The sequence below is a fragment of the Arthrobacter sp. Cr_A7 genome, from assembly GCF_029222765.1.
GTDB lineage: Bacteria > Actinomycetota > Actinomycetes > Actinomycetales > Micrococcaceae > Arthrobacter.
This window is the reverse complement of sequence record NZ_JARHXQ010000277.1, coordinates 26,498-50,010: the sequence shown is the minus strand read 5'-3', so window position 1 is coordinate 50,010 and position 23,513 is coordinate 26,498. Positions and strand designations below refer to the sequence as shown.

Below are 23,513 nucleotides of genomic sequence, written 5' to 3'. Positions count from 1 at the left end.
TTGTAGGTTCCGCCGTAAAGGCTGGGGCTCGCGACAATATGGTCGCCGGCCTCGGCAATGTTCAGGACAGCGAAGGTCTCGGCTGCCTGTCCGGAGCTGAGCAGCAGGGCTGCCAGGCCGCCTTCGAGGCTGGCAATCCGTTGCTCCACCGCGTCCTGGGTCGGGTTGCCGATGCGCGTGTAGATGGGCGCCAGTTCCGCCAGCGCAAACCGGTTCGCGGCGCTCTCCGCGCTGGGGAACACAAAGGACGTGGTCTGGTAAATGGGCAGCGCACGGGCGCCGGTGGCGCTGTCCGGTTCTTGTCCGGCGTGGATCTGGCGGGTTTCGAAGGACCATCCGTTGGACATTCAAGGCTCCTTTGACATGGGCCCGGCATGCTGGGAGCACCACGGGCCGCGCTTGCCATCCGGCCGTTGCCGGACAGCCAGGTCCTCACCCGGGGCACCCCACCGCGGATGGAGGGTTGCCGGCCAGCGAGCCGGGGCTTGGCGCTGGCGCTCATGACCTGAGCTCAGTGTAGGAACATTGCCGGCTGAGCGGACAGCATTGTGACGAACATAGTCCTGCAGGTTTCGCCGCCTGAAGGTTGCCCGTGAAGGGGTTGACCTCGGAAAATCCCAGTAAGGCAACCCTTAGCTGAGAGCCCGATCACAAAGTGCCAAGATGTTGGCATGCGCATGGATCACGTCTCTTACGCCTGTGAACACGATGGCCTCGCGGCCACTACCGAACGTATTTCCTCTGCCCTCGGCGTTGAGGCAGTGAAAGGCGGGGTACACCCCCGGTTCGGAACCCGGAATATGATCATCCCGCTCGCGGGACACAAATACCTCGAGGTGGTGGAGGTCCTGGACCACCCCGCATCGGACAAGGCACCCTTCGGGCAGGCAGTACGTGCCCGCTCGGCGGCCGGCGGCGGATGGATGGGCTGGTGCGTCGAAGTGGACGACCTCGCCCCCTTCGAAGAACGCCTCGGACGCTCCGCCGTGAACGGCAACCGGAAATTCCCGGACGGCCGTGAACTGGTGTGGAAGCAGATCGGCATCCTGGGGCTCATTGCCGACCCCCAGGTTCCGTACATGCTCAAGTGGGAGGGCGACCCCTCCCTGCACCCGTCCAACGCCTACGACAGCAACGTCAAGATGAGCTGCCTCACCATTGCCGGTTCGGCTGCCCGGGTCACCGAGTGGCTGGGCGAACCGGTGGAGAAGCCGCTGGAAGACGTGGCCGTGGAGTGGGTGGCGCCGCACGGGACGCCGGGCATTCTGTCAGTTACATTCGAAACCGCCAGCGGAGCCGTCACAATTTAGCCTCCCGAAGTGGTCCGGTGCTGCCGGATCACGCCGGGGCACCCCCCTGGGGGTCCCTGTCCGACCATCTTCGGCCGCCATCAGCATGTGACAACGAAGTCACCTGCCGATGACGGCCGAATCCATTTCTGGGCCGCCGGGTCTTGGTTTGCCGGGTTCCTGGTTTACCGGGTTCTTTGGTTTGCACGGTTCTTGTCGTGCCCGGTTCCTGGTTTGCCGGTTCCTGACATGCGCAGTTACTGGCCCGCCCGGACATTGGACTGGAGTACCTGCCGGGCTTTTCATGCCGAACTCCCAGTGGTCCACATGGATTGTCAGACCCCACTGTCATAGTTTTCCTATGGCAAGCAGGGCGGCATTGGAAGCGTTGGAGGTCCTTGAGGCGTCCCTTGCTGAGCTGGGTGCTGTGCTCCGTGGGACCGGTGAGGGTTTTGATCCATTGCGGGAGCAGGCTGATCGGAGCCTGGACGGGCTCGCCGGGGTCGCCCGGCTTGAGGCCCGGACAGCTGCGTTGAAGGTGCATCTGGCCGCAGGGTATGCAGAAGCTGCCAAAGCTGTGGCGTCACGGGCCACGGTACCGTCCGGGGCGATGGCGCAGGAAGCGTCAATGGTCGCCGAAGTCGCGGGTGTGCTAACCATTGGTGCGCGGGCCGCCGGTGTGCTGCTGAACGAGTCGCAGGTGCTGGCCAATGTTTTGCCGTTGACCCTGGCGGGGTTGCAGGACGGTAGCCTGTCGTGGGCGCACGCGAAGGCGATGGTGGAGGAAACCGCCACCCTGGATCGGGCCGGGGCCGCGGCGTTGGAGGCGCATTTCCTGGGCCCGGACGCACCGAACCCCGCCCGCGGGTGTGCGGGGCCGGGGGAGTTGGTGCCGCACCGGTTCCGGCACAAGGCCCGGATCTGGCGCGAACGCCACCACCCCGAATCCCTTGAGAAGCGCCACGCCAGGAGTGTTGCGGAGCGGCGGGTGGAGCACCGTCCGGACCTGGACGGGATGGCCTGGTTCCACGCCTACCTCCCTGCCGATACCGCGTCGGCGATGTGGAACCGCACCACCGCCCTGGCCCGGGGCCTGCAGGGCCCGGACGAGTCCCGCACCCTGCCCCAGCTCTGCGCCGACATCTTCGCCGCCGCCGTCCTCAGCAACGGCCAGGACGGGCGCAACGGGCAGACCGTGCAGGATCCCGGCGGTACGGTTGCGGAGGTCCGTACTCCGCACGCGGAGGTCCTGGTTACGGTGCCGGTGTTCTCGCTCATGGGTCTGACGGATGAACCGGCCATGCTCGACGGCCACGGCCCCATCCCGGCGTCGATGGCGCGGAAGTTGGTCGCGGACGGGGCTGGCTCGTTTTACCGGGTGCTGGTGGATCCGCGGGACGGGGCGCCGCTGGAGATCGGGCGCACCAGTTACCGGGTTACGAAGGCGATCCGGCGGTGGCTGCGCTTGCGGGACGGGAAATGCCCCTTCCCGGGCTGTTCCAACAGCTCGTTGGACAACGAGGCGGACCATTTGTTGGCGTGGCATCACGGTGGGACCACCGGGATCAGCAACCTGGGCCAGCCCTGCCGCAAACACCACCGCCTCAGGCACACCAGCGGCTGGACACCCACCCCGGCCACGAAACACGAACCACCCGGCTGGATCTCACCCTCAGGCCGTCGCTATAAGAGCGAACACCAGGACTGGGAACCACCACAATGGCCGGATCAGCTCAGGCGCGAGCTGCATCGGAAGCGGAAACGGAGACAACTTTCGCAGCGGAAGCGAAACGTGCACCGGCCGCTGTCACTGACCAACCGTGCTCCCTACGGCTACCCGGACCTCTGCTACAAAGGGCTGTCCCCAGGTGAGGAAGGCCTGTTGCGTGTCCTGCACGGGACCGGAAACTGAGCAACGGCCCGCTTGTGCCCCGCCCGTCGTCGTGCCCGCCTAGCCCAGGCCCACGGACCTTCCAAAGAGGCTGAAGCCGACAAAAGCGACGATGTCCAGCAACGCATGCGCAATGACCAGGGGCATGACGCGCTTGGTCCGGGTGTAGAGCCACGCGAAGACAATACCCATGACCACATTGCCGATGAACGGCCCGAAGCCCTGGTACAGGTGGTAGCTTCCACGCAGGAGGGCGCTGGCGGCAATGGACAGCGGCACGCTCCAGCCAAACTTGCCGAAGCGGTTCAGCAGGTAGCCCACCACGATGACTTCCTCCACCACGGCATGCCGGATGGCGGACAGGATCAGAACCGGCACCGTCCACCAGTAGGCGTCCAGCGCACTGGGAATGATCGCGGTGGTTATCCCCAGCGCCCGGCCCGCGGCGTAAAGGCCGAGCGACGGGACCCCGATCAACGCCGCGAGCCCCACCCCCTGCATCATGTCCATTCCCGGACGCGCAAAATTGAAGCCCAGCTTCCGAAAGGCTGAGCCCTGATTGCCAACATCTCCGGACGCCTGCCGCTGGTCTGTAAGGAAGTAGATCACCAGCAGCACCGGAACCAGCGCGAAAATGATGTCCAGCAACTGGTAGGTCAGGTCGAAATACTCGCGGGCACTCTGGGAGCGGTTCAGCGTTGAGGTGCCCTCGGCCAGCGGCGCTCGGGTCATCTTGTCCAGGAGCTGCACCACGGAGTACACGGCGGACTGGCCAAGGGAGAGCCCCAGCACAATCCAGACTTCGAACTTCAGGCGGCGGCGGGAGGGAACCAACATGTACCCATCTTGCCTGCAGTTGCTGGGTCAAGCCTGACCCAGCAATCCACGCGTGGCGCCGGCGGTATTCGGAGGGCGGTGTGCAGGCCTGCAGTATCCAGGCCGGAGGTATTGAGGCTGGCTATATTCAGGCGGGGATATCCAGGCCTGCCGTATTGAGCCGGGAGTTCAGCTGGGCGCGACGATAACTTCGGTACCGTTGGCCTCGAAAGCCGCCTTGTCCCGCGGCGAGATCCCGGCATCCGTAATCAGCCGGGTGAAGTTGTACCCGTCCATGGTGGCAAAGGCCCGGACGCCCACCTTGGAAGAATCAGCCAGGACATAGGACACCCGTGCCCGGCTCGCGAGCAGCGCGTTGACGGATGCCTCCCCCTCGCCGGTGTTCGTTGGCCCCACTTCCGGGTCGATGCCGTTGACCCCGATGAAGGCGATGTCCAGCACTACCTTCTGCATGATGATGTCCGTGTAGGGGCCTACCAGCTCGTAGGACCGGGGGTTGAGGATGCCGCCGGTCACCATGACCTTGATGTTGGGCCGCACCGCCAGCTGCCCGGCGATGTTAATGGCGTTCGTGACCACCGTCAGCGTGGGCTGGTTGGAGGGGGCGTTGAGGTCTTCGCGGGTGGCGAGGATCTGGGCCAGCGCGGTGCTGGTGGTGCCGCCACAGAGACCGATCACGGCGCCGGGCCTGATCAGCGCGGACGCCGCCTGTGCAATCTGTTCCTTGGCTTCGGCGTGGTCGTCCCGGTTGTAGCGGCCGGGAAGGTCGTACGCCAGGGCACCGGTGGTGGCTCCGCCCCGGGTCCTGGTAAGGAGCCGGCGCTTGGCCAGGCTGTCCAGGTCCCGCCGTGCGGTGGCCGGTGATACGCCCAGGGTGCTGACGATTTCATCGACCTCCACCTGGCCCGATTTGGCCAGCAGGTCAAGGATGGCGGTCAGCCGGTCAGTGCGGGTCATGCAGGGCCTCTCGGTACTCCGGCCATCGCTTCGATGACGCTTTCTGATCATAACAGAAGCAAAACGATCACCTTACGTCACAAAGGTGGCAGGGATTTACCGTGCCCGGTCTCCGGCCCGCCACACAGCGTACGTCAACGGCATGCCCGGCCGGTAAGCGAGGTGCGTGGCCGAAGGTGCGTTAAGCATGTGAAGGTCCGCCCGGTGCCCGACGGCGATGGAACCGACGGCGCGTTCGCCGTCGGCGTCGTTTCCGGTGTCCTTGTGCAACGCCAGGGCGCCGCCGTAGGTGGCGGCCCGGACTGCCTCGTGCACACTGAGGCGCATCTGGAGCACGGCAGTAGCGACGCAGAACGCCATCGAGCTGGTGTAGGAGGTGCCGGGATTGCAGTTGGAGGCGAGCGCCACCTGCACGCCGGCGTCCAGGAGCGCGCGGGCGGGTGCCAACGGCTGCCGGGTGGAAAGGTCGCACGCCGGCAGGCACGTGGCCACGGTCCCCCGCGAACCCTCGCCGTTCGACGCATTCCAGCCGGACCAGGTGCCGGCCAGGGCTTCCACGTCCCGGCCTGCCAGGTAATTCACATGGTCCACGCTGGCTGCGCCGAGTTCCACGGCCAGCTGCACACCGGGGCCCTCGCCGAGCTGGTTGCCGTGCACCCGTATCCCCAGGCCGGCGTCGCGGCAGGCCAGCAGGACCCGGCGTGACTGCTCAGCCGTGAAGGCGCCTTCCTCGCAGAAAACATCAGCCCACTGAACGTAGGGACGGACCGCAGCCAGCATGGGACCGCACACCAGGTCGGTGTACGCCTCCGGATCCTGGCCCGCCGGAACCAGATGGGCGCCCAGATACGTCACCTGGTCTGCAACGGTGGACGCGATGCGGGCACTGCGGGCCTCATGGTCCGTGTCCAGGCCGTAACCGGTTTTCGTCTCCAGGTAGGTGGTTCCTTGTGAGACGGCTTCCGCCACCCGGCCGAGCGCCAGGCGCGTGAGGTCGAAGTCCGAGGTGGCGCGGGTGGCGTTCATGGTGACGGCGATGCCGCCTGCGGCGTACTGCTCCCCCGCCATGCGTGCTTCGAACTCGGCCGTCCGGTCGCCGGCGAACAGCAGGTGGGTATGCGAGTCCACCCACCCCGGGAGGACCGCCCGGCCGCCGGCATCCATGGCCTCGTCCGCGGCAGGGGCATCTGCAGCAGCGCCGATCCAGGCAATTCGCTCCCCCTCAACTACCACCGCCGCGTCTTTCAGGACCCGGTGCTCGAGGTCCTGGGTCATCAGCTCGGCAATGTTGGTGATCAGGGTGCTCATGGAACCATTCTTCAGCGCCGGATGGACCAGCGGGTGGCTGCCAAAGCCTCCGCTGTCCGGGATTCCGGACGCTCGCCGCCGGCCTCAGCCCGGCCCTGCTGCCCGGCCAGGATCTGTTCAGCAGCCAGTTCCGCCATGGCGGATGAGGTCTGGAACCCGTAGCCGCCCTGTCCCGCGAGCCAGTAGAAGCCGGGCGCTTCGGCGTCGAATCCCGCCACCGGGACGCCGTCGGCAGCCTCGGTCCTGAGTCCCGTCCAGGCCCTGCGCACCGCCGTGATCCCGAGCGTGGTGACAGCGTTCAGCCGTTCCACCAGGTGCTCCACGTCGCCCGCGCGGGGCCGGGCGTCCTCCGGCCCGCTGGGCACGGTCTCCGACGGCGAAATGAGCACGTCGTTGCCTTCCCGCCGGAAGTAGAAGGTGTTGTCCGCCGCTGCAACCATGGGGCTGTGCTCCGGCAGGGGGTGCCCGACGGCGGCAATCGCCGCAGTGCGCCGGTACGGCTGAAGGCCCAGCTTTTCCACGCCGCTGATGACGGCGAGTTCATCGGCCCAGGCACCGGCGGCGTTGACCAGGACGCCGGCCTGGAAGGCCTCGGTGCCCGCCCCCACCTGCCAGCCGGAACCCAGGCGCTGCGCTGAGTGGACCCGTGCGCCGGTGATGATATCCACGCCGGCCGCTTCCGCCCGCTGCCGGTGGTCCGCCAGCAGCAGTGGAGCATTGCATCCGAAGGAGTGGGTGTCCAGGCCCGCCGCACTGAACGCGTCCGGGACCAGCGCCGGGCAGAGCTCCAGCGCCTCGGCGTGCGTGATGGGCTGCATGGAGCCGCTGGCTTCCGCCGCCACATCCTCCTCGCCGCCGATCAGCATGAAGCTGCGGGGCGTGAGCACCGGTTCAGGCAGTTCCACGTCCCTGGCGGCAATAAGCTCCAGGGTCCGGACCGTCAGTTCCCGGACCACCGGCGGTCCGTAGCTCGGGATGAGCTGGCGGGCGGACCGGGAGGACGTGTGGTACGCGAGTTCCTGCTCCGCTTCCACCAGCGCCACGCTGCATCTGCCCGCCAGCGCGGACGCCAGAGACAATCCGGCGATGCCGCCGCCGACAATCAGGACATCGTAATGTGCTGCCATGCTTCCATCCTTGCAGAGATGCAGAGTTACTGAGCTCCTTCTGGTTTCGACAGGCTCAACCACCGGAGGTTAGGGAGCGAACCAGGGTGTTGCAGGGGTGCGGCGGCGGGGTCAGTCTGCTGCTACCTCAGCCCGGCTGGCGACGAAGGCAGCCACGCAGGCCTCGACGTCGTCCGCGGAGTGTGCGGCCGAAAGCTGCACCCTGATCCGCGCGGCGCCGCGCGGAACCACGGGGAAGCTGAAGGCAGTGACAAAGACGCCGTGCTGCAGCATCCGGTCAGCAACCTTGGCCGCCAGGACGGCGTCGCCGAACATCACCGGGACAATGGCGTGTTCGCCGGGCAGCAGGTCGAAGCCTTCCTCCGTCATCCGACGGCGGAACAGGGCGGCGTTGTCGAAAAGCTGCCGCCGCAGGTCCGCTGAGTTCTGGACCAGGTCCAGCGCCTTGATGGTGGCGGCAACAATGGCCGGGGCAAGAGAGTTGGAGAAGAGGTACGGCCTGGCCTTTTGCCGCAGCATGGCCACCACCTCGGCACGACCGGACACATAACCGCCGGATGCTCCGCCAAGGGCCTTGCCAAAGGTGCCGGTGTAGATGTCCACCCGGTGCGAAACACCGGCATGTTCGGGAGTTCCTGCGCCGGTGGCGCCCATAAAACCGACCGCGTGCGAATCATCCACCATCACCAGCGCGTCATGCTTTTCGGCGAGGTCGCAGATGGCTTCCAGCGGGGCCAGGTAACCGTCCATGGAGAACACGCCGTCGGTCACGATGATCCTGCGCCGGGCTCCCTTCGCTTCCACGAGCTTCGCTTCAAGGTCCGCCATGTCCTGGTTGGCGTAGCGGAACCGCTGGGCCTTGCACAGTCGGATGCCGTCGATGATCGAAGCATGGTTGAGGGCGTCGGAGATGATGGCGTCCTCAGGACCGAACAGTGACTCGAAGACGCCTCCGTTGGCATCGAAGCAGCTGGAGAACAGGATGGTGTCCTCGGTGCCAAGGAAGCGGGAGACGCGCGCCTCGAGCTCCAGGTGCAGGTCCTGGGTGCCGCAGATGAAACGGACGCTGGCCATGCCGAAGCCCCGCTCATCCATCGCGGCCTTGGCCGTGGCGATGATGTCCGGGTGATCCGCCAGGCCAAGGTAGTTATTGGCGCAGAAGTTCAGGACGGCTGCTCCGTCCGCGCCAATCCTTCCTGCCGTGATGTGGCTGGATTGCGGGGAGTTGATGCTGCGTTCTGTCTTGTAGAGTCCGGCGGTGCGGATGTCCTCCAGCTCGGTGCGCAGCTGGTCCTTGATCGAGGTGTACATGGTGTTCCTTAGAGTCGGGTCCAGTCGAGGACAACTTTGCCGCCCGCGCCGCTGCGGGCAATGTCGAAGCCTTTCTCCCATTCGGCAGCGGGGAGCGTATCGGTGACCACGGCGGAGATGCCCGCGTGGAGCACGGGGTTGGAGGAGAGCATGGCGCTCATCGCGTACCAGGTTTCGAACATCTCCCGGCCGTAGATGCCCTTAAGCGTGAGCATGTGGGTGACCACCTTGCCCCAGTCGATGGTGATGTCCTGGCTGGGCAGGCCCAGCATGGCAATGCGACCGCCGTGGTTCATGTTGTCAATCATCTCGGGCAGGGCTGTGGGGTGGCCGGACATTTCCATGCCGATGTCGAAGCCCTCCCGCATGCCCAGTTCGCGCTGGGCATCCCGGACCCGTGTGGTGGAGACGTCGATGGCGAGGTCTGCGCCCAGCTGCCGGGCCAGGTCCAGCCGTGGCCGGGAGACATCGGTGATGGCGATCTTGCGGGCACCGGCATGGCGGGCGACGGCGATGGCCATCAGTCCGATGGGCCCGGCGCCGGTGATCAGCACGTCCTCGCCCACCAGCGGGAAGCTTAGTGCCGTGTGCACGGCGTTGCCGAAAGGATCGAAGATGGCCCCCAGCTCAGGGGTGACCGATGGATCGTGGTGGACCCAGACGTTGGTTTCCGGTATGACGACGTATTCGGCAAAGGCACCATCACGCTGCACGCCCACGCTGACCGTGTGGATGCACATCTGCCGGCGGCCCGCACGGCAGTTGCGGCATATTCCGCACACCACGTGCCCTTCTCCGGATACCCGGTCCCCCACCTTGACGTCGCGGACGTCTTCGCCTGTTTCCACCACTTCGCCGTAGAACTCGTGGCCGGCGATCAGGGGCGCCTCGATGATCCCCTGCGCCCAGGAATCCCAGGACTGGATGTGGAGGTCGGTGCCGCAGATGCCTGTGGTCATAACGCGGATCTTCACGTCGGCAGGGCCAGCCTCCGGTTCCGGCCGGTCCACCAGCTCGAAGCCGCCCTGTGGGCCGGCCTTGTACAGAGCCTTCATTGGCTTCCTTACTCTTTGTCAGTCACTTCTTCGGCAGGTTGCTGCCCTCCTCATTACAACGGCGAAGAAGCTTTAGCACAACAGGGATATTCTCAATCGACGATGTAGCTTTTCCTAATGCATAAACTGGTGGAATGGAGATCCACCAGCTCGAAATCCTGCGCGAACTTGGCGCCCTGGGCAGCGTCAAGGCCGTTGCGGACACCCTCATGGTCACCCCGTCGGCCGTCTCCCAGCAACTGGCCCTGCTGCAGCGAACTGTGGACGTGCCCCTGACGCGGAAGGAGGGACGGAACCTGGTGCTGACCGAGGCGGGGCAGGTGCTTGCTGACGCCGGTGCCGCCGTCGTCAGTGCCATGGCCGACGCCAGGGGTGCGATCGGGACCTACCACGGGTCGGCGTCCGGCCGGGTAACCCTCAGCGGTTTCCACAGCGCCGGCCAGGCCGTGTTCGCGCCGCTGGCCAGGATCCTGGACGCCCCCGGGCAGCCGCGGGTGGAACTCTCCGATGAGGACGTGGCACAGCAGGACTTTCCCGCGCTGACGGCGCGCTATGACCTGGTCCTCGCGCACCGCATGGACCACAGCCCCCGCTGGCCTGCCGAACGGGTGACAGTGATTCCGCTCGCCCATGAGCCGCTGGACGTGGCGCTGCCCGCAGGGCACCGGCTGGCCCGCCAGGCCGCCGTAACAGCGGACGACGTCGGCCGCGAGGCCTGGGTGACCAGCCACGCAGGCTACTCCCCCGCCGATGTGCTGTCCGCCGTCGCCGCCGTGTCCAGCAGGGAACTAAACATTGTGCATCGCATCAACGACTACTCCACGGTGGCGGCACTTGTGGCTGCCGGGGGTGTGATCGGACTGCTGCCGCGGTACACGGCAGGCCCGGTGCTCAACCCGGACATTGTGCTCCGTCCCCTTGAGGGCATCAGCACCCGCCGACGGATCGACCTGCTGGCCCGGCCGGAAAACCTGAAGCGCCGTTCCGTCATGATCGTGTGCGAGGCGCTTCAGGACATCATGGCGGGACTCGTGGACGGGGGCTGACCCAACTGGGTAGCAGTAACTGCCGTTCTGGGCACCCATAACGACAGTTGGCGCTACCTACTTGGGCTGGTTTCCGTGCCCGTGGCCCCTGCCCAGCCCGTTGCCGTGGCCGTGGTCCATTCCATGCCCCAGGCCGTGGCCGCGGCCCAGCCCGAGGCCCGGCACGTCCCCGGCGCCCTCGGCGATCCGGTCCGCCGTGGCCTGGTCCCCGTTCTTCACCCCGGAAATCCTGACCACTTCCCCGATGGTGATGTCCGCGATGGTTCCGGCTGACTGCTTATGCCGCTTGCCGCCGTCGCCCGTTGCCCCCGGACTGCCTGTAGACCCTGGACTGCCCGTAGATCCGCCGTCAGCCGCAGGAGCCGGGACCTTGGTGATTTTCGTATCAGCGGTGACGGCGTACGTCCGGGTGTAGCCATCCTCGCTCCTGACCGTGATGGCCGTGCCGCTCACCGATTCCACGGTTCCGCGCTGCTCAAGAACCGTCTGGAAGGTGCCGTCCGCCCTCTTAACCACGCTTTCGCTGTGCTGCAGCTGGGGCCGCTGGGCCTTGTCCGGCTTGGCCGGCTTGTCCGGCTTGGCCGGCTTGTCCGGCTTGGCCGGCTTGTCCTGGCGGTTGTCCTGCCCGGGCGCCGACTGGGTCGGTGAAGGGGTGGGTGAATCGGCAGACCAAGCCAGGGCCGCGCCAGTTCCGGTCAGGGCAAGGGCCACAGCCCCCGCCAGGAGTGCCTTCCGGATCCCCGGCTTGTCCTGCTGTGGCATCGCGGCCCCCTTCGCATCGCTGGCCGGGGCCGCCATGGGCCGGCCCCGTGCGCTCCAGTGTAGGACCGTGGCGGGCGCCTGAATACGCGTACTTTTCCGCGCGGCCACCTGAGTACTTAAAGCACAACCGGGCAGCAGTAGATGCCGTGATGAACGGCAAAAACTGCTGCCCGGCTGGGACGGAAGGACTTAGACGGTGACGCCCAGCTTCTCCAGGATCAGCTCGCGGACGCGGCCGGCGTCGGCCTGGCCGCGGGTGGCCTTCATGACCCCGCCCACGATGGCGCCGATGGCCTGCACCTTGCCGCCGCGGATCTTGTCCGCGACGTCGGGCTGCGCCGCCAGGGCGGCGTCGATGGCTTCGAGCAGGGGGCCGTCGTCGGACACGACGGCGAGGCCGCGCTTGTCGACGATCTCCGCCGGAGTGCCTTCGCCGGCGAGCACGCCGTCCAGCACCTCCGAGGCCATCTTGTTGTTGATCTTGCCCTCTTCCACCATACGGGCGAGTTCCACGATGGTGGCGGGACGGACACCCAGCTGGCCGGGATCCACGTCCGCGTTCTTGGCTCGGCCCACGATCTCGCCCATCCACCACTTGCGGGCAACCGAAGCCGACGCACCGGCGGCGATGGTTTCCTCGATCTCGTCCATAACGCCGGCGTTCACCACGTCGCGGAATTCCAGGTCCGAGTACCCCCAGTCGGCCTGCAGGCGCTTGCGCCGGGCAGCCGGCGGCTCGGGCAGCGTGGCCCGGAGTTCCTCAACCCATTCCCGGGACGGAACCACGGGAACCAGGTCAGGCTCCGGGAAGTAGCGGTAGTCGTCGGCGTCGGACTTTGCCCGGCCGGACGTGGTGGTGCGGGTGTCCTCGTGCCAGTGGCGGGTCTCCTGGACCACGGGCTCGCCGGAGTCCAGCACGGCGGCGTGCCGCTGGATCTCGTAGCGGACGGCGTGCTCGACGGCGCGCAGCGAGTTCACGTTCTTGGTCTCGGACCGGATGCCGAACCGTTCGCGGCCATGCGGGCGGAGCGAGACGTTGGCGTCGCAGCGCACGTTGCCGCGTTCCATCCGGGCGTCGGACACACCGAGGTTCTTCACGATTTCGCGGACCGCAGCCACGTAGGCCTTGGCCAGCTCCGGCGCACGGGAACCGGCGCCCTCGATCGGCTTGGTGACGATTTCCACCAGGGGCACGCCGGCGCGGTTGTAGTCCACCAGCGAGAAGTCCGCACCCTGGATGCGGCCCGTGGCCCCGCCCATGTGGGTCAGCTTTCCGGCGTCCTCCTCCATGTGCGCGCGTTCGATCTCAACGCGGAACACGGTGCCGTCGGACAGCTCAATGTCCAGATAGCCGTCGTACGCAATGGGTTCGTCGTACTGCGAGGTCTGGAAGTTCTTGGGGGTGTCCGGGTAGAAATAGTTCTTCCGGGCGAAGCGGCAGGACTCGGCGATCTTGCAGTTGAGTGCCAGGCCGATCTTGATGGAGGACTCGATCGCAGCCTTGTTCACCACGGGCAGGACGCCGGGCATGCCCAGGTCCACCTCGTTGACGTTGGTGTTGGGATCGTCACCGAAGACGTTGGGCGCGGAGGAGAACATCTTGGTCTTGGTGTTGAGCTCCACGTGGACCTCGAACCCCAGGACGGGATCGTACTTCTCCATGGCCTCTTCGAAGCTCAGGATTGCGTCAGTGTTCATTATTTTGCCTCCTTGGCTTCAACGAGCTCACCCAGCGCGGGCGCCTGCGCCAGCAGCGGGCCGCCCCACTTGGCCTCAAGCAGCGACTCCAGGACGGCGCCGACCCGGTACAGGCGGGCGTCCTCCCGGGCGGGGGCGAGCAGCTGGATGCCCACGGGCAGTCCGTCCTCGTCCGCAAGTCCGCCGGGCAGGGACAGTCCGGGTACACCGGCCAGGTTGGCCGGGATGGTGGCGACGTCGTTGAGGTACATCGCCAGCGGGTCGTCCAGCTTTTCGCCGAGGCGGAAGGCGGTGGTGGGCGCCGTGGGGGAAATCAGGACGTCGGCCACGGTGAAGGCGGCATCGAAGTCGCGCTGCACCAGGGTGCGGACCTTCTGGGCCGAACCGTAGTAGGCGTCGTAGTAGCCCGCGCTCAGGGCGTAGGTGCCCAGGATGATGCGCCGCTTCACTTCGTCGCCGAAGCCGGCGGCGCGGGTGGCACCCATTACGCGCTCAATGGTCATGGGACCGTCCTCGGGCAGGACGCGCAGGCCGTAACGGACGCCGTCGAACTTGGCGAGGTTGGAGGACGCCTCGGACGGCATGATCAGATAGTAGGCGCCCAGGGCGTACTGGAAGTTGGGGCAGGACACCTCAACGATTTCCGCGCCCGCTTCCCGCAGCAGTTCCAGGGTATCGTTGAAGCGGTTCTCGACGCCGGCCTGGTAGCCCTCACCGTGCAGTTCCTTTATGATGCCGATCCGCATGCCCTCGACGCTGCCGGTCTTTGCGGCGGCCACGAGGTCCGCCAGCGGGTCCGGAAGGGAGGTGGAGTCGCGCGGATCGTGCCCGCCGATGACCTGGTGCAGGAGTGCCGAGTCCAGGACAGTCCGGGACACCGGGCCGATCTGGTCCAGCGAGGAGGCCATGGCGATGGCGCCGTAGCGGGACACGCTGCCGTAGGTGGGCTTCACGCCGACGGTGCCGGTGACTGCCCCGGGCTGGCGGATGGACCCGCCGGTATCCGTGCCGAGGGCAAGCGGGGCCTCGAAAGCGGCGACGGCGGCAGCGGACCCGCCGCCGGAGCCGCCCGGGATCCGGTCCAGGTCCCAGGGGTTGCGGGTGGGGCCGTAGGCCGAGTGCTCGGTGGAGGAGCCCATGGCGAACTCGTCCAGGTTGGTCTTGCCCAGGATGGGCATCTTCGCCGCGCGCAGGCGCTCCACCACAGTGGCGTCGTACGGGCTGTGCCAGCCCTCGAGGATCTTCGAGCCGGCCGTCGTGGGCTGGCCGACAGTGACGATGAGGTCCTTGACGGCGATGGGAACGCCTGCCAGGACGTGCAGCGCATCGGCTTCGGCACCGCCGGCGGCGCGGATGGCATCCACCTCGGCTGCGACGGCGAGCGCCTCTTCGGCGTTGACGTGCAGGAACGCGTTGACGCCCCGTTCGCCGCCGTCCACCGCGGCGATCCGGTCCAGGTATGCCTGCGTGACCTCCACGGAGGTCACCTCGCCGGCGGCCAGCCTGGCAGCCAGCTCCGCGGCGGAGAGGCGGATGAGTTCGTTGTTGTCAGTCATGGTTATGCCTCATCCAGGATTGCCGGGACCTTGAAACGGTTGTCATCGGAATCCGGCGCACCGGAGAGTGCCTGTTCCGCGGTGAAGGTGTGCCCCACAACGTCCTCGCGGAACACATTGTTCAGCGGGATGGGGTGGGACGTGGCCGGGACGTCGTCACCGGCGGCCTGACTGACGGACTTGACCGAATCAACGATGACGGCGAGTTCCCCGGCCATCCTGTCCAGCTCTTGAGCACTCATCTCAATGTGAGCGAGCCGCGCGAGATGCGCAACGTCGTCACGGTTGATCGCAGCCATGGATCTCCCCTGCAAAGTTTGAATTGATTTCCGATCCATTCTAGTGGGGAAACGATGATGCCCGTCTGACGACCCCCAGCGGGCGTCAGACGGGCACCTTCCTACCGGGTCCCTACCCCTAAGGGCAGCACCGCGGCAGCTACAGACTAACCGATTCCAATGGCTCCGGTCAGCACGCCAATTCCCAGCATGACCAGGGACACCACCGCGCTGCGCCACAGCACTTTCTTGTGGTGGTCGCCGAGGTCCACCTTGGCCAGTGATACGAGGAGCAGGATGGCGGGAACCAACGGGCTCTGCATGTGGAACGGCTGGCCGGTGATGGAGGCGCGGGCCATCTCGGCTGCGCTGATCCCGTAATGGCCGGCGGTCTCGCTCAGGACGGGGAGCACGCCGAAGTAGAAGGCGTCATTGCTCATGAAGAAGGTCATGGGGATGCTGAGGACGCCGGTAATGACGGCCATGAGCGGACCCATGCTGGACGGGATGATCTGGACCAGCCACGCGGACATTGCTTCCACCATGCCGGTGCCCGTGAGGACGCCGGTCAGGACTGCGGCAGCCATGACCATGCTGACCACGGCAACCACTGACGGGGCATGGGCCACGATCTGCGCGGCCTGGTCCTTGACGTGGGGGAAGTTCACCAGCAGGGCGATGGCGGAACCCACCATGAACACGTACGGCAGGGGCACGAGGTCGGCGATGAGCATGCCCATCACCGCGACCGTGAGGACCAGGTTGAACCAGAACAGCTTGGGGCGCAGGGTGCTGCGGTTGGGGTCCAGGGCGGTGTCCGCCATGGCGGTGTCGCTGTCATCCACGAGGTCTTCGGTGCGTTCCAGGACGGCAACGGAGGAACCGCCGACGGCGGGGGCTGCTCCGCCGGGGTTGGTTCCCTTGCGTCCGCGGCCGGTTCGCGAACCGCCCGCGGGGGTGCCGCCGTCGAACTCTTCAGCGGTGTCCGGCACGCCCCAGATCTCCGGCGCCGTGGCGCGGAGGCGGTTGCGCTCCTGCAGGCCAAGGAGCCAGGCGAAGGCGAGCACAACGGCGATGCCGCCGATCAGTGACGGGAGCATGGGAACGAAGACGTCGTTGACATCGATCTTCAGGGCGGTGGCGGCGCGGGCCGTGGGGCCGCCCCACGGAACGATGTTCATGGTGCCGTTGGCCAGGCCGGCCACACAGGTGAGGACCACGGGGCTCATCTTCAGGCGGAGGTAGATGGGCAGCATGGCCGCGGTGGTGAGGATGAAGGTGGTGGAGCCGTCACCGTCCAGGGACACTGCGGCAGCCAGCAGGGCGGTGCCCAGGACCACCTTGGCGGGGTCGTTGCCCAGCTTGCGGAGGATGAACCTCACCAGCGGGTCGAACAGCCCGACGTCGATCATCAGTCCGAAGTAGATGATGGCGAACATCAGCAGGGCTGCGGTGGAGGTCATGGACTTCATGGAGTCCATCACCATGTCGCCGATGCCAAGGCCGGCACCTGCGAAAAGTCCGAAAACGGTGGGGACGATGATCAACGCCAGCACTGGCGTCAACTTTTTCGTCATGATCAGCACCATGAATACCGCGATCATTGCGAATCCAAGTAATACCAGCACGGCCGGCTCCTTCTTTGTGAACAGCGGCACAGCGTTGTGACGCGTGCTACAGACTGTAGGGTGGCCGCCGTCACGGCAGTGCCTTTGGCTCAATTGATTGGCATACTGCTTATTGGGAGCATTTTGCGCATTGTGCTCACGCTTCTGCCCACGCCACTGCCGAACGCCCCGCCGCCCGCCGGACACCCATCAAGGAGGATCATGCAGCGTTCCGCACCCCGCCCGCCGTTGCGGTTCTCCACCCAGACGCTCCTGCTGCAGGTGGCCGTGGTGCTCCTGGTGGTCCTGCTCAGCGCCGCGGTCCATGCCTGGCTCACCTATGACCGGGTGGGCAGCGAGGCCGAGAACCAGGCGCTGACCCTTGCCCGGACCGTTGCCTCGGACCCTTCCGTGCGCGAGGACGTGCTGGCCATCAGCAGACAGCCCGGGACTCCCCCGCCGGCCGAGCTGGCGGCCGGGCCCCTGATGCGGGAAGCCGAGGCCGCGAGGGTGCGGACGGGCGCCCTGTTCGTGGTGATTACCGACGAGACAGGTTTGCGGCTGGCGCACCCGGACCCGGAGCGGCTGGGCGAAAAGGTCAGCACGGATCCCACCGAAGCCCTGGCGGGCCGGGAGGTCACCACCCGGAACACGGGAACCCTCGGCCCGTCCGCGGGAGCGAAGGTGCCGGTGTACGCGCCGGACAGCACCGCCGTGGTGGGCGAGGTGAGCGTGGGCTATTCGATGGAGACCGTGGGCCAGAGCGTGGCCCGCGACATCGGGCCGGTGGCGGTGACGGCTGCCGGCGCCCTGCTGGCCGGCGTCCTGGGATCCTTCCTGCTGCGCCGCCGGCTGCAGCGGCTCACGCTGGGGCTCGAGCCTGAGGAGATCAGCATGCTGGTCCACGACCAGGTGGCGGTGCTGCAGGGCGTGGACGACGGCGTCATCGGCATTTCGGCCGACGGCCGGATCAGTGTCTTCAACGCAGCGGCGCAGCGCCTGCTGGATTTGCCCGACCTGGCGGGCACGCGCTGGGAGGACGCCCCGGTCCCGGACCAGCTGAAGTCCCTCACCAGGCCAGGTCCCGCCGGTGCCGACGCCCTGGAGATCGTGGCCGGCGGCCGGGTGCTGGTGGCGAACGCCCGCAAGGCACTTCACCGGCGGGAGGACCTGGGTTGGGTGGTGATGCTGCGGGACCGCACCGAACTGCAGGAACTCACCCGGCAGCTGGACGCCGTGGGCACGATGTCGACGGCCCTGCGGGCCCAGCGGCACGAGTTCGCCAACCAGCTGCACACGCTGGCGGGGTTCATGAGCATCGGACAGCACCAGCAGGCCCGCGAGTACCTTAGCCGGCTGGCTGCCACGGGACCCCTGAAGTTTCCTGTCGAGCAGGCGGAACTGCTCCAGGACCCTTACCTGCAGGCCTTCGTGGGGGCCAAGGGCGTGGAAGCCGACGAGCGGGGCGTCGCCCTGCGGATCGGGCCCGAGACCCTGGTCCGCGGGCAGGTCACCGAGGCCCAGGACGTCACCACCGTGCTGGGCAACCTGATCGACAACGCTGTCAACGCGGCCGTGGCCGGCTCGGCGGAGGACCGCTGGGTTGAGCTTGAGGTGCTGGATGAGCCGGGCGACGACGGCGGCACCCTCCACGTGGTGGTCGCAGACTCGGGCGACGGGCTGGCTGAGGGGACGGACGCCGAGGCAGTCTTCGCCGAAGGCTTCACCACCGCCACGGGACCGCTTTCCCGAAACGTGCGGGCCGGCGGCGGCCAGGGGTTCGGGCTTGCGCTGGCCCGCCAGCTGGCCCGGCGGCGCGGCGGCGACGTCACGGTGCTGGATCCGGGCGGCAGGGGCGGGCCGGGCGCAGTTTTTATGGCCACATTGCCGCACACCACGGCAGGAAGCCATACCGCAAAGATCCCGGGGGTAACTGGAAAGGATAACGATGGCTGAGGATTTTCGCGTCCTGATCGTGGACGACGACTTCCATGTGGCCAAGCTGCACGCCGCCTACGTGGACTCAGTGGCAGGTTTCCTGGCGCTCTCGCCGGTGGGCACCGCCTCCCTGGCCTTGCAGGCGATCCACAGCCTGCGGCCGGACCTGGTGCTGCTGGACGTGTACCTGCCGGACGCTTCGGGCCTGGACCTGCTGCAGCAGCTGGACGTGGACACCATCATCCTCAGCGCAGCGTCGGACGCGGCGTCCGTCCGGCTGGCCTTCCGCCGCGGCGCCCTGGGCTACCTGCTGAAGCCGTTCACCGCGGACGCCCTGTCGCAGCAGCTGCGGTCCTACGCCCGCTACCGCCGCCTCCTGGGGCAGCCCGGTGCACTGGACCAGGAGTCCCTGGAGCGGGCCAAACGTTCGCTGATCCCTGGGGACGTCACGCCATCGGCCAGGCCGCGCTCCGCGACGGAAGCCGCGGTGCTGGAATCGCTGGTTCCCGGCGAGCAGTACTCGGCCGCCGAGGTGGCGGGGCGGGTGGGCGTATCGCGGGCAACGGCGCAGCGGTACCTGTCCTCGCTCGCTGACGACGGCGCCGTGGACATCCAGCTGCGCTACGGGACAACGGGCAGGCCGGAGCACCGCTACGGCCTGCCCGCGACGTCCTGAACCGCGCCTTGGCTAGTTGGCGCTCTTCTGGGCCACGAGCTCGATTTCGACGAGCATCTTCGGGTCCAGGAACGGCAGCACGTGTACCAGCGACAGGGTGGGGCGGATGTCACCGAAGACTTCCCCGTGGGCCCGGCCGGCTTCTTCCCATTTGCTGATGTCCGTCAGGTACAGCTTGGACTGCACCACGTCCTCCAGCCCGAATCCGGCGTCAGCCAGGACCTTGCCCAGCTTCTGCAGGATGTACTGGGTCTGGGTGTAGAAGTCCTCGCCCACGATGCCGTCCTCGCCGCTTGCTGCGGTGGCGGAAATGTAGAGCGTGTTGTCTACCTGGACGGCGCGGGAGTAGCCGAGGGTCTGTTCCCAGACGGAGCCGGTGCCGAAGGTTTTGCGCATGGTGGGCCTTTCAGAGCTGGAATGAGGTCGCCACCACTGTAGGGCTGCTACAGGTCCAGCCGGTAAACCAGCAGCTTTATGTCAGTTCCGGGGACGAACCAGTCACGGTCCGGCACCCTGGCGAAGCCGGTTTTGTTGTACAGCCCGCGGGCGCTTTCCCAGGTGCTTCCGGTGGTCAGCGAAACGGCGTTGATGCCGTCCAATGCTTTGGCGTGGTCCACGATGGCCGCCATCATGGCCTTGCCGGCGCCGCTGCGCTGCACGGCCGGGTCCACCACCAGCATGCGGAATTCCAGCTCGTCGCCCAGTGCGATGTCCGCGTACGGCTCACCCGCCAGGGCCAGGGTCACCGACCCCACCACGGCTCCGGCCCGCTCTGCCACCCAGACGGTGGCCTGGCCGGCGCGCTGTGCGACGTCCTGGACCTTGCGCATGTAGGGGTGCTCGGCGTCGTCGAAGTAGCCCGCCGCGAGGTAGGAATCACGCGTGATGCGGGCAACGGCGTCGAAATCGGATTCGACGGCGGGACGGACGGTTATCTGCGGATGCACCCATCAATGGTAGTGGCGGCCAGCGCTCCCCTGGCCCCAAAGGGCGTTTTCCGTGATCGAACTATCACCTTTTGGCAGCTTTCAGAGCGGGAACCTGCCGGAGAGCTCCAGGCCCGCGGCACAGGTCCAGGCGTCCAGCCGCTCCTGGTCGGTGGGTCCGCCCTCCAGCGGGCTGGCCAGCCGGGGCCGCCGCACCCAGCACCCGGCCTCCTCCGCGATGAGGGCACCGGCCGAAAAATCGTGCTCGTTGAGTCCGCGCTCCCCGAAGGCATCATGGGTTCCGTCTGCCACCAGGCACAGGTCCAGGGCGGCGGAGCCAAGGCGCCGGACGTCCGCGAAGCCCGCCATCAGCTGGCCAAAGACGGCTGCCTGCTCGGAACGGACGCCGGGATCATAACTGAAGCCGGTGGCGAGGATCTGCCCCTTCCGGCCGGGAACCGGACCTTCCAGCCGGGTCACCGTACCGCCCTCCTCCAGCCAGGCACCCCCGCCGCGGGAGGCGTAGTAGACGCGGCCCAGCGCTGGCGCGTTGACCACGCCGGCCAGCCAGGCGCCGTCGGCATCCGCCACCGCCACCGACGTGGCGTAGTAGACGATGTTCCGGATGAAGTTGGTGGTGCCGTCCAGGGGGTCGATGGACCAGCGGTACCCGGAGGACGCCTCCGGCCGGGTGGTTCCGTGTTCCTCGCCGGTGATGCTGTCACGCGGACGGGCCGCGGCAATGACAGCGCGCACCGCGTTCTCGGCGGCCACATCGAAGGCCGTGACCCAGTCCCCGGCCGCACCCTTGTTGCTGGCGTTGAGTGCGTCGCTGTTCCTCGTGGCGAGGACCTGCGCTCCTGCCGCTGCCGCGTCCTTTGCGATGGCAAGGAGCCCTGCTGTTGTAGCTTCGCTATTCAGCTGTCCTTCGCCGACGCTCATGCGTCCTCCTCCACGGCTTCGGCCGTATCCGCCGCTGCCGGCGCTGCTTCCGCGAATGCTGCCGGCCCGGCCTCCAGCAGGAGCCGGAAGCCGTCTTCGTCCAGGACGGGAATGCCGAGCTGCTCGGCTTTGTCCAGTTTGGTGCCGGCGCTTTCGCCGGCCACCAGGTAGCTGGTGTTCTTGGAGACCGAGCCTGCGGCCTTGCCTCCCCTGAGCAGGATGGCTTCCTTGGCTTCGTCCCGGCTGAAGTTGGGCAGCGAGCCGGTCACCACCACCGTGAGTCCCTCAAGGGTGCGCGGCATGGACTCGTCACGCTCATCCTCCATCCGCACGCCGGCGGCTGCCCAGCGGTCCACGATCTCCCGGTGCCAGTCCTCCGTGAACCATTCCTTGAGTGCGGCGGCGATGGTGGGTCCCACGCCGTCAACGTGGGCGAGGTCTTCCTCCGACGCTGCCCGGATGGCGTCCATGGTGCCGAAGGCCTGGGCCAGCGCGCGGGAGGCCCGCGGACCGACGTGCCGGATGGACAGTGCCACCAGGACGCGCCACAGCGGCTGCGCCTTGGCCTTTTCCAGCTCCTTGAACAGCTTTTCCGTGGTGGCGGTGGGCTTCGACGGCGACTTCGCCGTGCCCTTGCTGTAGAAGTAGGGCACCAGCTCGTACTCACCGGTTCCAACGCCCTTGGACCGCTTCTCGCGCCGGATCTTTACGGGGGCCAAATCTTCGGAGGTAAGGTCGAAGAGGGCGGCCTCCGAGGTGAGCGGCGGAACCTCCGGTTCGGCCGGCTGGGTCAGCGCGATGGCCGCTTCCCAGCCCAGCGCCTCAATGTCGAAGGCGCCGCGGCCGGCGAGGTGGAACACCCGCTCCCGGAGCTGTGAGGGGCAGGACTTGGCGTTGGGGCAGCGGATGTCCACGTCCCCCTCCTTGGCCGGGGCCAGCGGGGTGCCGCAGGACGGGCATTCGGTGGGCATGACGAAGTCCCGGACCGGCGGATCCTGCTGGTCGCGAAGGTTCAGGACCGGGCCCACGATTTCGGGGATGACGTCGCCGGCCTTCCGCAGGACCACGATGTCGCCGATCTTCACGCCCTTGGCCTTGACCACGTCCTGGTTGTGGAGGGTGGCCATCTCCACGGTGGAGCCGGCCACCTTGACCGGTTCCATCATTCCGAAGGGCGTAACCCGTCCGGTGCGGCCAACGTTGACCATGATGTCCAGAAGCTTGGTGTGCACTTCCTCCGGCGGGTACTTGTAGGCGACGGCCCAGCGCGGTACCCGGGTGGTGTAGCCGAGGGCGCGCTGGGTGGCGAAGTCGTCCACCTTGATCACGATGCCGTCGATTTCGTGGAGCAGCTTATGGCGCTGGTCACCGTACTTCTTAATGAAGGCCAGGACGTCCTCCCGGCGTTCCAGCACTTCAAAGTACGGGCTCACGGGAAGGCCCCAGGCCTTGAGCAGGGCGTAGGTTTCCGACTGGCTGCGGGCTTCGAGGCCTTCGCGTGCGCCGATGCCGTGGACGAACATCTTCAGCGGCCGCTTGGCGGTCTCCGCCGGGTCCTTCTGCCGCAGGGAGCCTGCTGCGGCGTTGCGCGGGTTCGCCAGCGGAGCCTTGCCCGCTTCGATGAGTGCTTCGTTGAATTCGGCGAAGGCCTGCGAGGGAATGAACACCTCGCCGCGGACTTCCATTTCGGCGGGGAAACTGTCGCCGTTCAGTTGCTGCGGGATCTCCTTGATGGTGAGCACGTTGTGGGTAATGTCCTCGCCCGTGGTTCCGTCTCCGCGGGTGGCGGCACGCACCAGCTTGCCGTCCCGGTACAGCAGGTTGACGGCCAGCCCGTCGATCTTGAGCTCGGTGAGCCAGGCGGCTTTGGCAGCGCCGTCGCCAAGTTTTTCGATGCTAGCCTCGGCCCTGTTGAGCCATGCCTCGAGTTCCCCGAGGGAGAAGACGTCCTCGAGGCTGTACATGCGCTGCAGGTGCTCCACCGCGGCGAAGGCCGCCGAGACTTCGCCGCCCACTTCCTGGGTGGGTGAGTCGTTGGAGACCAGTTCGGGGTGCAGGGCCTCGATCTCCTCGAGGCGGCGGAAGAGTGTGTCGAATTCGGCATCCGATACCAGGGGGGCGTCTTCCTGGTAGTACGCGAACCGGTACTTCCGGACGAGATCCGCCAGGTTTTCGTACTCCTCCCGGACGGACTCGGAAGGGATGGCGTCCGGACCATCGGGGGCGGTGGTCCGGGTGGCTGTCTTTTCTGCGGGGCCTGCTCCTGTGCTCACAGACCTATCTTGCCCTACCCGCGCCGGAGTGCGGGG

General features: G+C 67.0%; 21 protein-coding genes and 1 riboswitch. Of the genes, 5 read left to right on the top strand and 16 right to left on the bottom strand.

Going from position 1 to position 23,513, the window contains the following annotated elements:
* Positions 1–347: PLP-dependent transferase (locus tag P2Q66_RS16455; protein WP_275729840.1), on the bottom strand; the 347-nt coding region annotated here is incomplete at its 3' end.
* Positions 348–390: 43 nt separating this feature from the next.
* A riboswitch (SAM riboswitch) is annotated at positions 391–506 on the bottom strand.
* A 165-nt stretch (positions 507–671) separates the two neighbouring features.
* On the opposite strand from P2Q66_RS16455, the gene P2Q66_RS16450 reads away from it, so the two are divergent.
* Together P2Q66_RS16450 and P2Q66_RS16445 are read left to right on the top strand one after the other, a co-directional pair.
* Positions 672–1,310, top strand: coding sequence for a VOC family protein (locus P2Q66_RS16450; RefSeq protein ID WP_079595580.1), 639 nt, complete (start codon positions 672–674; stop codon positions 1,308–1,310).
* Between the two features lie 340 nt (positions 1,311–1,650).
* Positions 1,651–3,201, top strand: a complete 1,551-nt coding sequence (locus P2Q66_RS16445; protein WP_275729836.1) for an HNH endonuclease signature motif containing protein — start codon at positions 1,651–1,653, stop codon at positions 3,199–3,201.
* Positions 3,202–3,240: 39 nt separating this feature from the next.
* On the opposite strand, the gene P2Q66_RS16440 is transcribed toward P2Q66_RS16445, so the two are convergent.
* The 6 genes from P2Q66_RS16440 to tdh all read right to left on the bottom strand — a co-directional run bounded on the left by P2Q66_RS16440 (position 3,241) and on the right by tdh (position 9,775).
* The gene (locus P2Q66_RS16440; RefSeq protein WP_275729834.1) at positions 3,241–4,017 is read right to left on the bottom strand and encodes a CPBP family intramembrane glutamic endopeptidase; all 777 of its coding nucleotides are present in this window, start codon (positions 4,015–4,017) and stop codon (positions 3,241–3,243) included.
* Between the two features lie 168 nt (positions 4,018–4,185).
* Positions 4,186–4,974: a DeoR/GlpR family DNA-binding transcription regulator gene (locus tag P2Q66_RS16435; protein WP_275729832.1), complete on the bottom strand. Its 789-nt coding sequence runs from the start codon at positions 4,972–4,974 to the stop codon at positions 4,186–4,188.
* Positions 4,975–5,070: 96 nt separating this feature from the next.
* On the bottom strand, positions 5,071–6,282 hold the full coding sequence (gene hutI / locus P2Q66_RS16430) for an imidazolonepropionase (RefSeq protein WP_275729831.1): 1,212 nt from the start codon (positions 6,280–6,282) through the stop codon (positions 5,071–5,073).
* Positions 6,283–6,293: 11 nt separating this feature from the next.
* Positions 6,294–7,409, bottom strand: a complete 1,116-nt coding sequence (locus tag P2Q66_RS16425; protein ID WP_275729829.1) for an FAD-dependent oxidoreductase — start codon at positions 7,407–7,409, stop codon at positions 6,294–6,296.
* A 111-nt stretch (positions 7,410–7,520) separates the two neighbouring features.
* Complete coding sequence (locus P2Q66_RS16420; RefSeq protein ID WP_275729827.1) at positions 7,521–8,720, bottom strand: glycine C-acetyltransferase; 1,200 nt, start codon at positions 8,718–8,720, stop codon at positions 7,521–7,523.
* Between the two features lie 8 nt (positions 8,721–8,728).
* The gene (gene tdh / locus P2Q66_RS16415; protein WP_275729824.1) at positions 8,729–9,775 is read right to left on the bottom strand and encodes an L-threonine 3-dehydrogenase; all 1,047 of its coding nucleotides are present in this window, start codon (positions 9,773–9,775) and stop codon (positions 8,729–8,731) included.
* A 134-nt stretch (positions 9,776–9,909) separates the two neighbouring features.
* Here tdh and P2Q66_RS16410 point away from each other — a divergent pair, with 134 nt between their 5' ends.
* Positions 9,910–10,821 carry a LysR family transcriptional regulator gene (locus P2Q66_RS16410; protein WP_275729821.1) on the top strand — a complete coding sequence of 304 codons (912 nt, stop codon included), beginning with the start codon at positions 9,910–9,912 and terminating at the stop codon, positions 10,819–10,821.
* Positions 10,822–10,878: 57 nt separating this feature from the next.
* Here the strand turns inward: P2Q66_RS16410 and P2Q66_RS16405 are convergent, their stop codons facing one another.
* The 5 genes from P2Q66_RS16405 to P2Q66_RS16385 form a co-directional block, all read right to left on the bottom strand.
* Complete coding sequence (locus P2Q66_RS16405) at positions 10,879–11,583, bottom strand: hypothetical protein (RefSeq protein ID WP_275729819.1); 705 nt, start codon at positions 11,581–11,583, stop codon at positions 10,879–10,881.
* Positions 11,584–11,772: 189 nt separating this feature from the next.
* Positions 11,773–13,281, bottom strand: coding sequence for an Asp-tRNA(Asn)/Glu-tRNA(Gln) amidotransferase subunit GatB (gatB, locus tag P2Q66_RS16400; RefSeq protein WP_115525516.1), 1,509 nt, complete (start codon positions 13,279–13,281; stop codon positions 11,773–11,775).
* Positions 13,281–14,837 carry an Asp-tRNA(Asn)/Glu-tRNA(Gln) amidotransferase subunit GatA gene (gatA, locus tag P2Q66_RS16395; protein ID WP_275729817.1) on the bottom strand — a complete coding sequence of 519 codons (1,557 nt, stop codon included), beginning with the start codon at positions 14,835–14,837 and terminating at the stop codon, positions 13,281–13,283. Before gatA ends, gatB begins: the two co-directional genes overlap by 1 nt.
* Before the next feature lie 2 nt (positions 14,838–14,839).
* Positions 14,840–15,136: an Asp-tRNA(Asn)/Glu-tRNA(Gln) amidotransferase subunit GatC gene (gatC, locus tag P2Q66_RS16390; RefSeq protein WP_079595590.1), complete on the bottom strand. Its 297-nt coding sequence runs from the start codon at positions 15,134–15,136 to the stop codon at positions 14,840–14,842.
* Between the two features lie 146 nt (positions 15,137–15,282).
* Positions 15,283–16,743, bottom strand: coding sequence for a CitMHS family transporter (locus tag P2Q66_RS16385; RefSeq protein WP_275729815.1), 1,461 nt, complete (start codon positions 16,741–16,743; stop codon positions 15,283–15,285).
* Between the two features lie 201 nt (positions 16,744–16,944).
* On the opposite strand from P2Q66_RS16385, the gene P2Q66_RS16380 reads away from it, so the two are divergent.
* Positions 16,945–18,678, top strand: coding sequence for a sensor histidine kinase (locus tag P2Q66_RS16380; protein WP_275729813.1), 1,734 nt, complete (start codon positions 16,945–16,947; stop codon positions 18,676–18,678).
* The gene (locus P2Q66_RS16375; protein ID WP_275729811.1) at positions 18,671–19,336 is read left to right on the top strand and encodes a response regulator; all 666 of its coding nucleotides are present in this window, start codon (positions 18,671–18,673) and stop codon (positions 19,334–19,336) included. The genes P2Q66_RS16380 and P2Q66_RS16375 overlap by 8 nt, the downstream gene beginning before the upstream one ends.
* 12 nt (positions 19,337–19,348) lie before the next feature.
* Here P2Q66_RS16375 and P2Q66_RS16370 read toward each other — a convergent pair whose 3' ends face one another.
* The 4 genes from P2Q66_RS16370 to ligA all read right to left on the bottom strand — a co-directional run bounded on the left by P2Q66_RS16370 (position 19,349) and on the right by ligA (position 23,477).
* Complete coding sequence (locus tag P2Q66_RS16370) at positions 19,349–19,732, bottom strand: RidA family protein (RefSeq protein WP_079595594.1); 384 nt, start codon at positions 19,730–19,732, stop codon at positions 19,349–19,351.
* A gap of 47 nt (positions 19,733–19,779) precedes the next feature.
* Positions 19,780–20,283 carry a GNAT family N-acetyltransferase gene (locus tag P2Q66_RS16365; protein ID WP_079595595.1) on the bottom strand — a complete coding sequence of 168 codons (504 nt, stop codon included), beginning with the start codon at positions 20,281–20,283 and terminating at the stop codon, positions 19,780–19,782.
* A gap of 81 nt (positions 20,284–20,364) precedes the next feature.
* Complete coding sequence (locus P2Q66_RS16360) at positions 20,365–21,204, bottom strand: inositol monophosphatase family protein (RefSeq protein WP_275729807.1); 840 nt, start codon at positions 21,202–21,204, stop codon at positions 20,365–20,367.
* Positions 21,201–23,477 carry an NAD-dependent DNA ligase LigA gene (gene ligA, locus P2Q66_RS16355; protein WP_275729805.1) on the bottom strand — a complete coding sequence of 759 codons (2,277 nt, stop codon included), beginning with the start codon at positions 23,475–23,477 and terminating at the stop codon, positions 21,201–21,203. Before ligA ends, P2Q66_RS16360 begins: the two co-directional genes overlap by 4 nt.
* Positions 23,478–23,513: the final 36 nt, after the last annotated feature.

Bases quoted from the DNA above. Each gene is read 5' to 3' on its own strand.
- P2Q66_RS16410 (WP_275729821.1), top strand. From the start codon at position 9,910: ATGGAGATCCACCAGCTCGAAATCCTGCGCGAACTTGGCGCCCTGGGC.
- P2Q66_RS16435 (WP_275729832.1), bottom strand. From the start codon at position 4,974: ATGACCCGCACTGACCGGCTGACCGCCATCCTTGACCTGCTGGCCAAA.
- P2Q66_RS16440 (WP_275729834.1), bottom strand. From the start codon at position 4,017: ATGTTGGTTCCCTCCCGCCGCCGCCTGAAGTTCGAAGTCTGGATTGTG.
- P2Q66_RS16425 (WP_275729829.1), bottom strand. From the start codon at position 7,409: ATGGCAGCACATTACGATGTCCTGATTGTCGGCGGCGGCATCGCCGGA.
- P2Q66_RS16380 (WP_275729813.1), top strand. From the start codon at position 16,945: ATGCAGCGTTCCGCACCCCGCCCGCCGTTGCGGTTCTCCACCCAGACG.
- gatB (WP_115525516.1), bottom strand. From the start codon at position 13,281: ATGAACACTGACGCAATCCTGAGCTTCGAAGAGGCCATGGAGAAGTAC.
- P2Q66_RS16450 (WP_079595580.1), top strand. From the start codon at position 672: ATGCGCATGGATCACGTCTCTTACGCCTGTGAACACGATGGCCTCGCG.
- gatA (WP_275729817.1), bottom strand. From the start codon at position 14,837: ATGACTGACAACAACGAACTCATCCGCCTCTCCGCCGCGGAGCTGGCT.
- hutI (WP_275729831.1), bottom strand. From the start codon at position 6,282: ATGAGCACCCTGATCACCAACATTGCCGAGCTGATGACCCAGGACCTC.
- P2Q66_RS16375 (WP_275729811.1), top strand. From the start codon at position 18,671: ATGGCTGAGGATTTTCGCGTCCTGATCGTGGACGACGACTTCCATGTG.
- gatC (WP_079595590.1), bottom strand. From the start codon at position 15,136: ATGGCTGCGATCAACCGTGACGACGTTGCGCATCTCGCGCGGCTCGCT.
- P2Q66_RS16445 (WP_275729836.1), top strand. From the start codon at position 1,651: ATGGCAAGCAGGGCGGCATTGGAAGCGTTGGAGGTCCTTGAGGCGTCC.
- tdh (WP_275729824.1), bottom strand. From the start codon at position 9,775: ATGAAGGCTCTGTACAAGGCCGGCCCACAGGGCGGCTTCGAGCTGGTG.
- P2Q66_RS16420 (WP_275729827.1), bottom strand. From the start codon at position 8,720: ATGTACACCTCGATCAAGGACCAGCTGCGCACCGAGCTGGAGGACATC.
- P2Q66_RS16405 (WP_275729819.1), bottom strand. From the start codon at position 11,583: ATGCCACAGCAGGACAAGCCGGGGATCCGGAAGGCACTCCTGGCGGGG.
- P2Q66_RS16370 (WP_079595594.1), bottom strand. From the start codon at position 19,732: ATGCGCAAAACCTTCGGCACCGGCTCCGTCTGGGAACAGACCCTCGGC.
- P2Q66_RS16360 (WP_275729807.1), bottom strand. From the start codon at position 21,204: ATGAGCGTCGGCGAAGGACAGCTGAATAGCGAAGCTACAACAGCAGGG.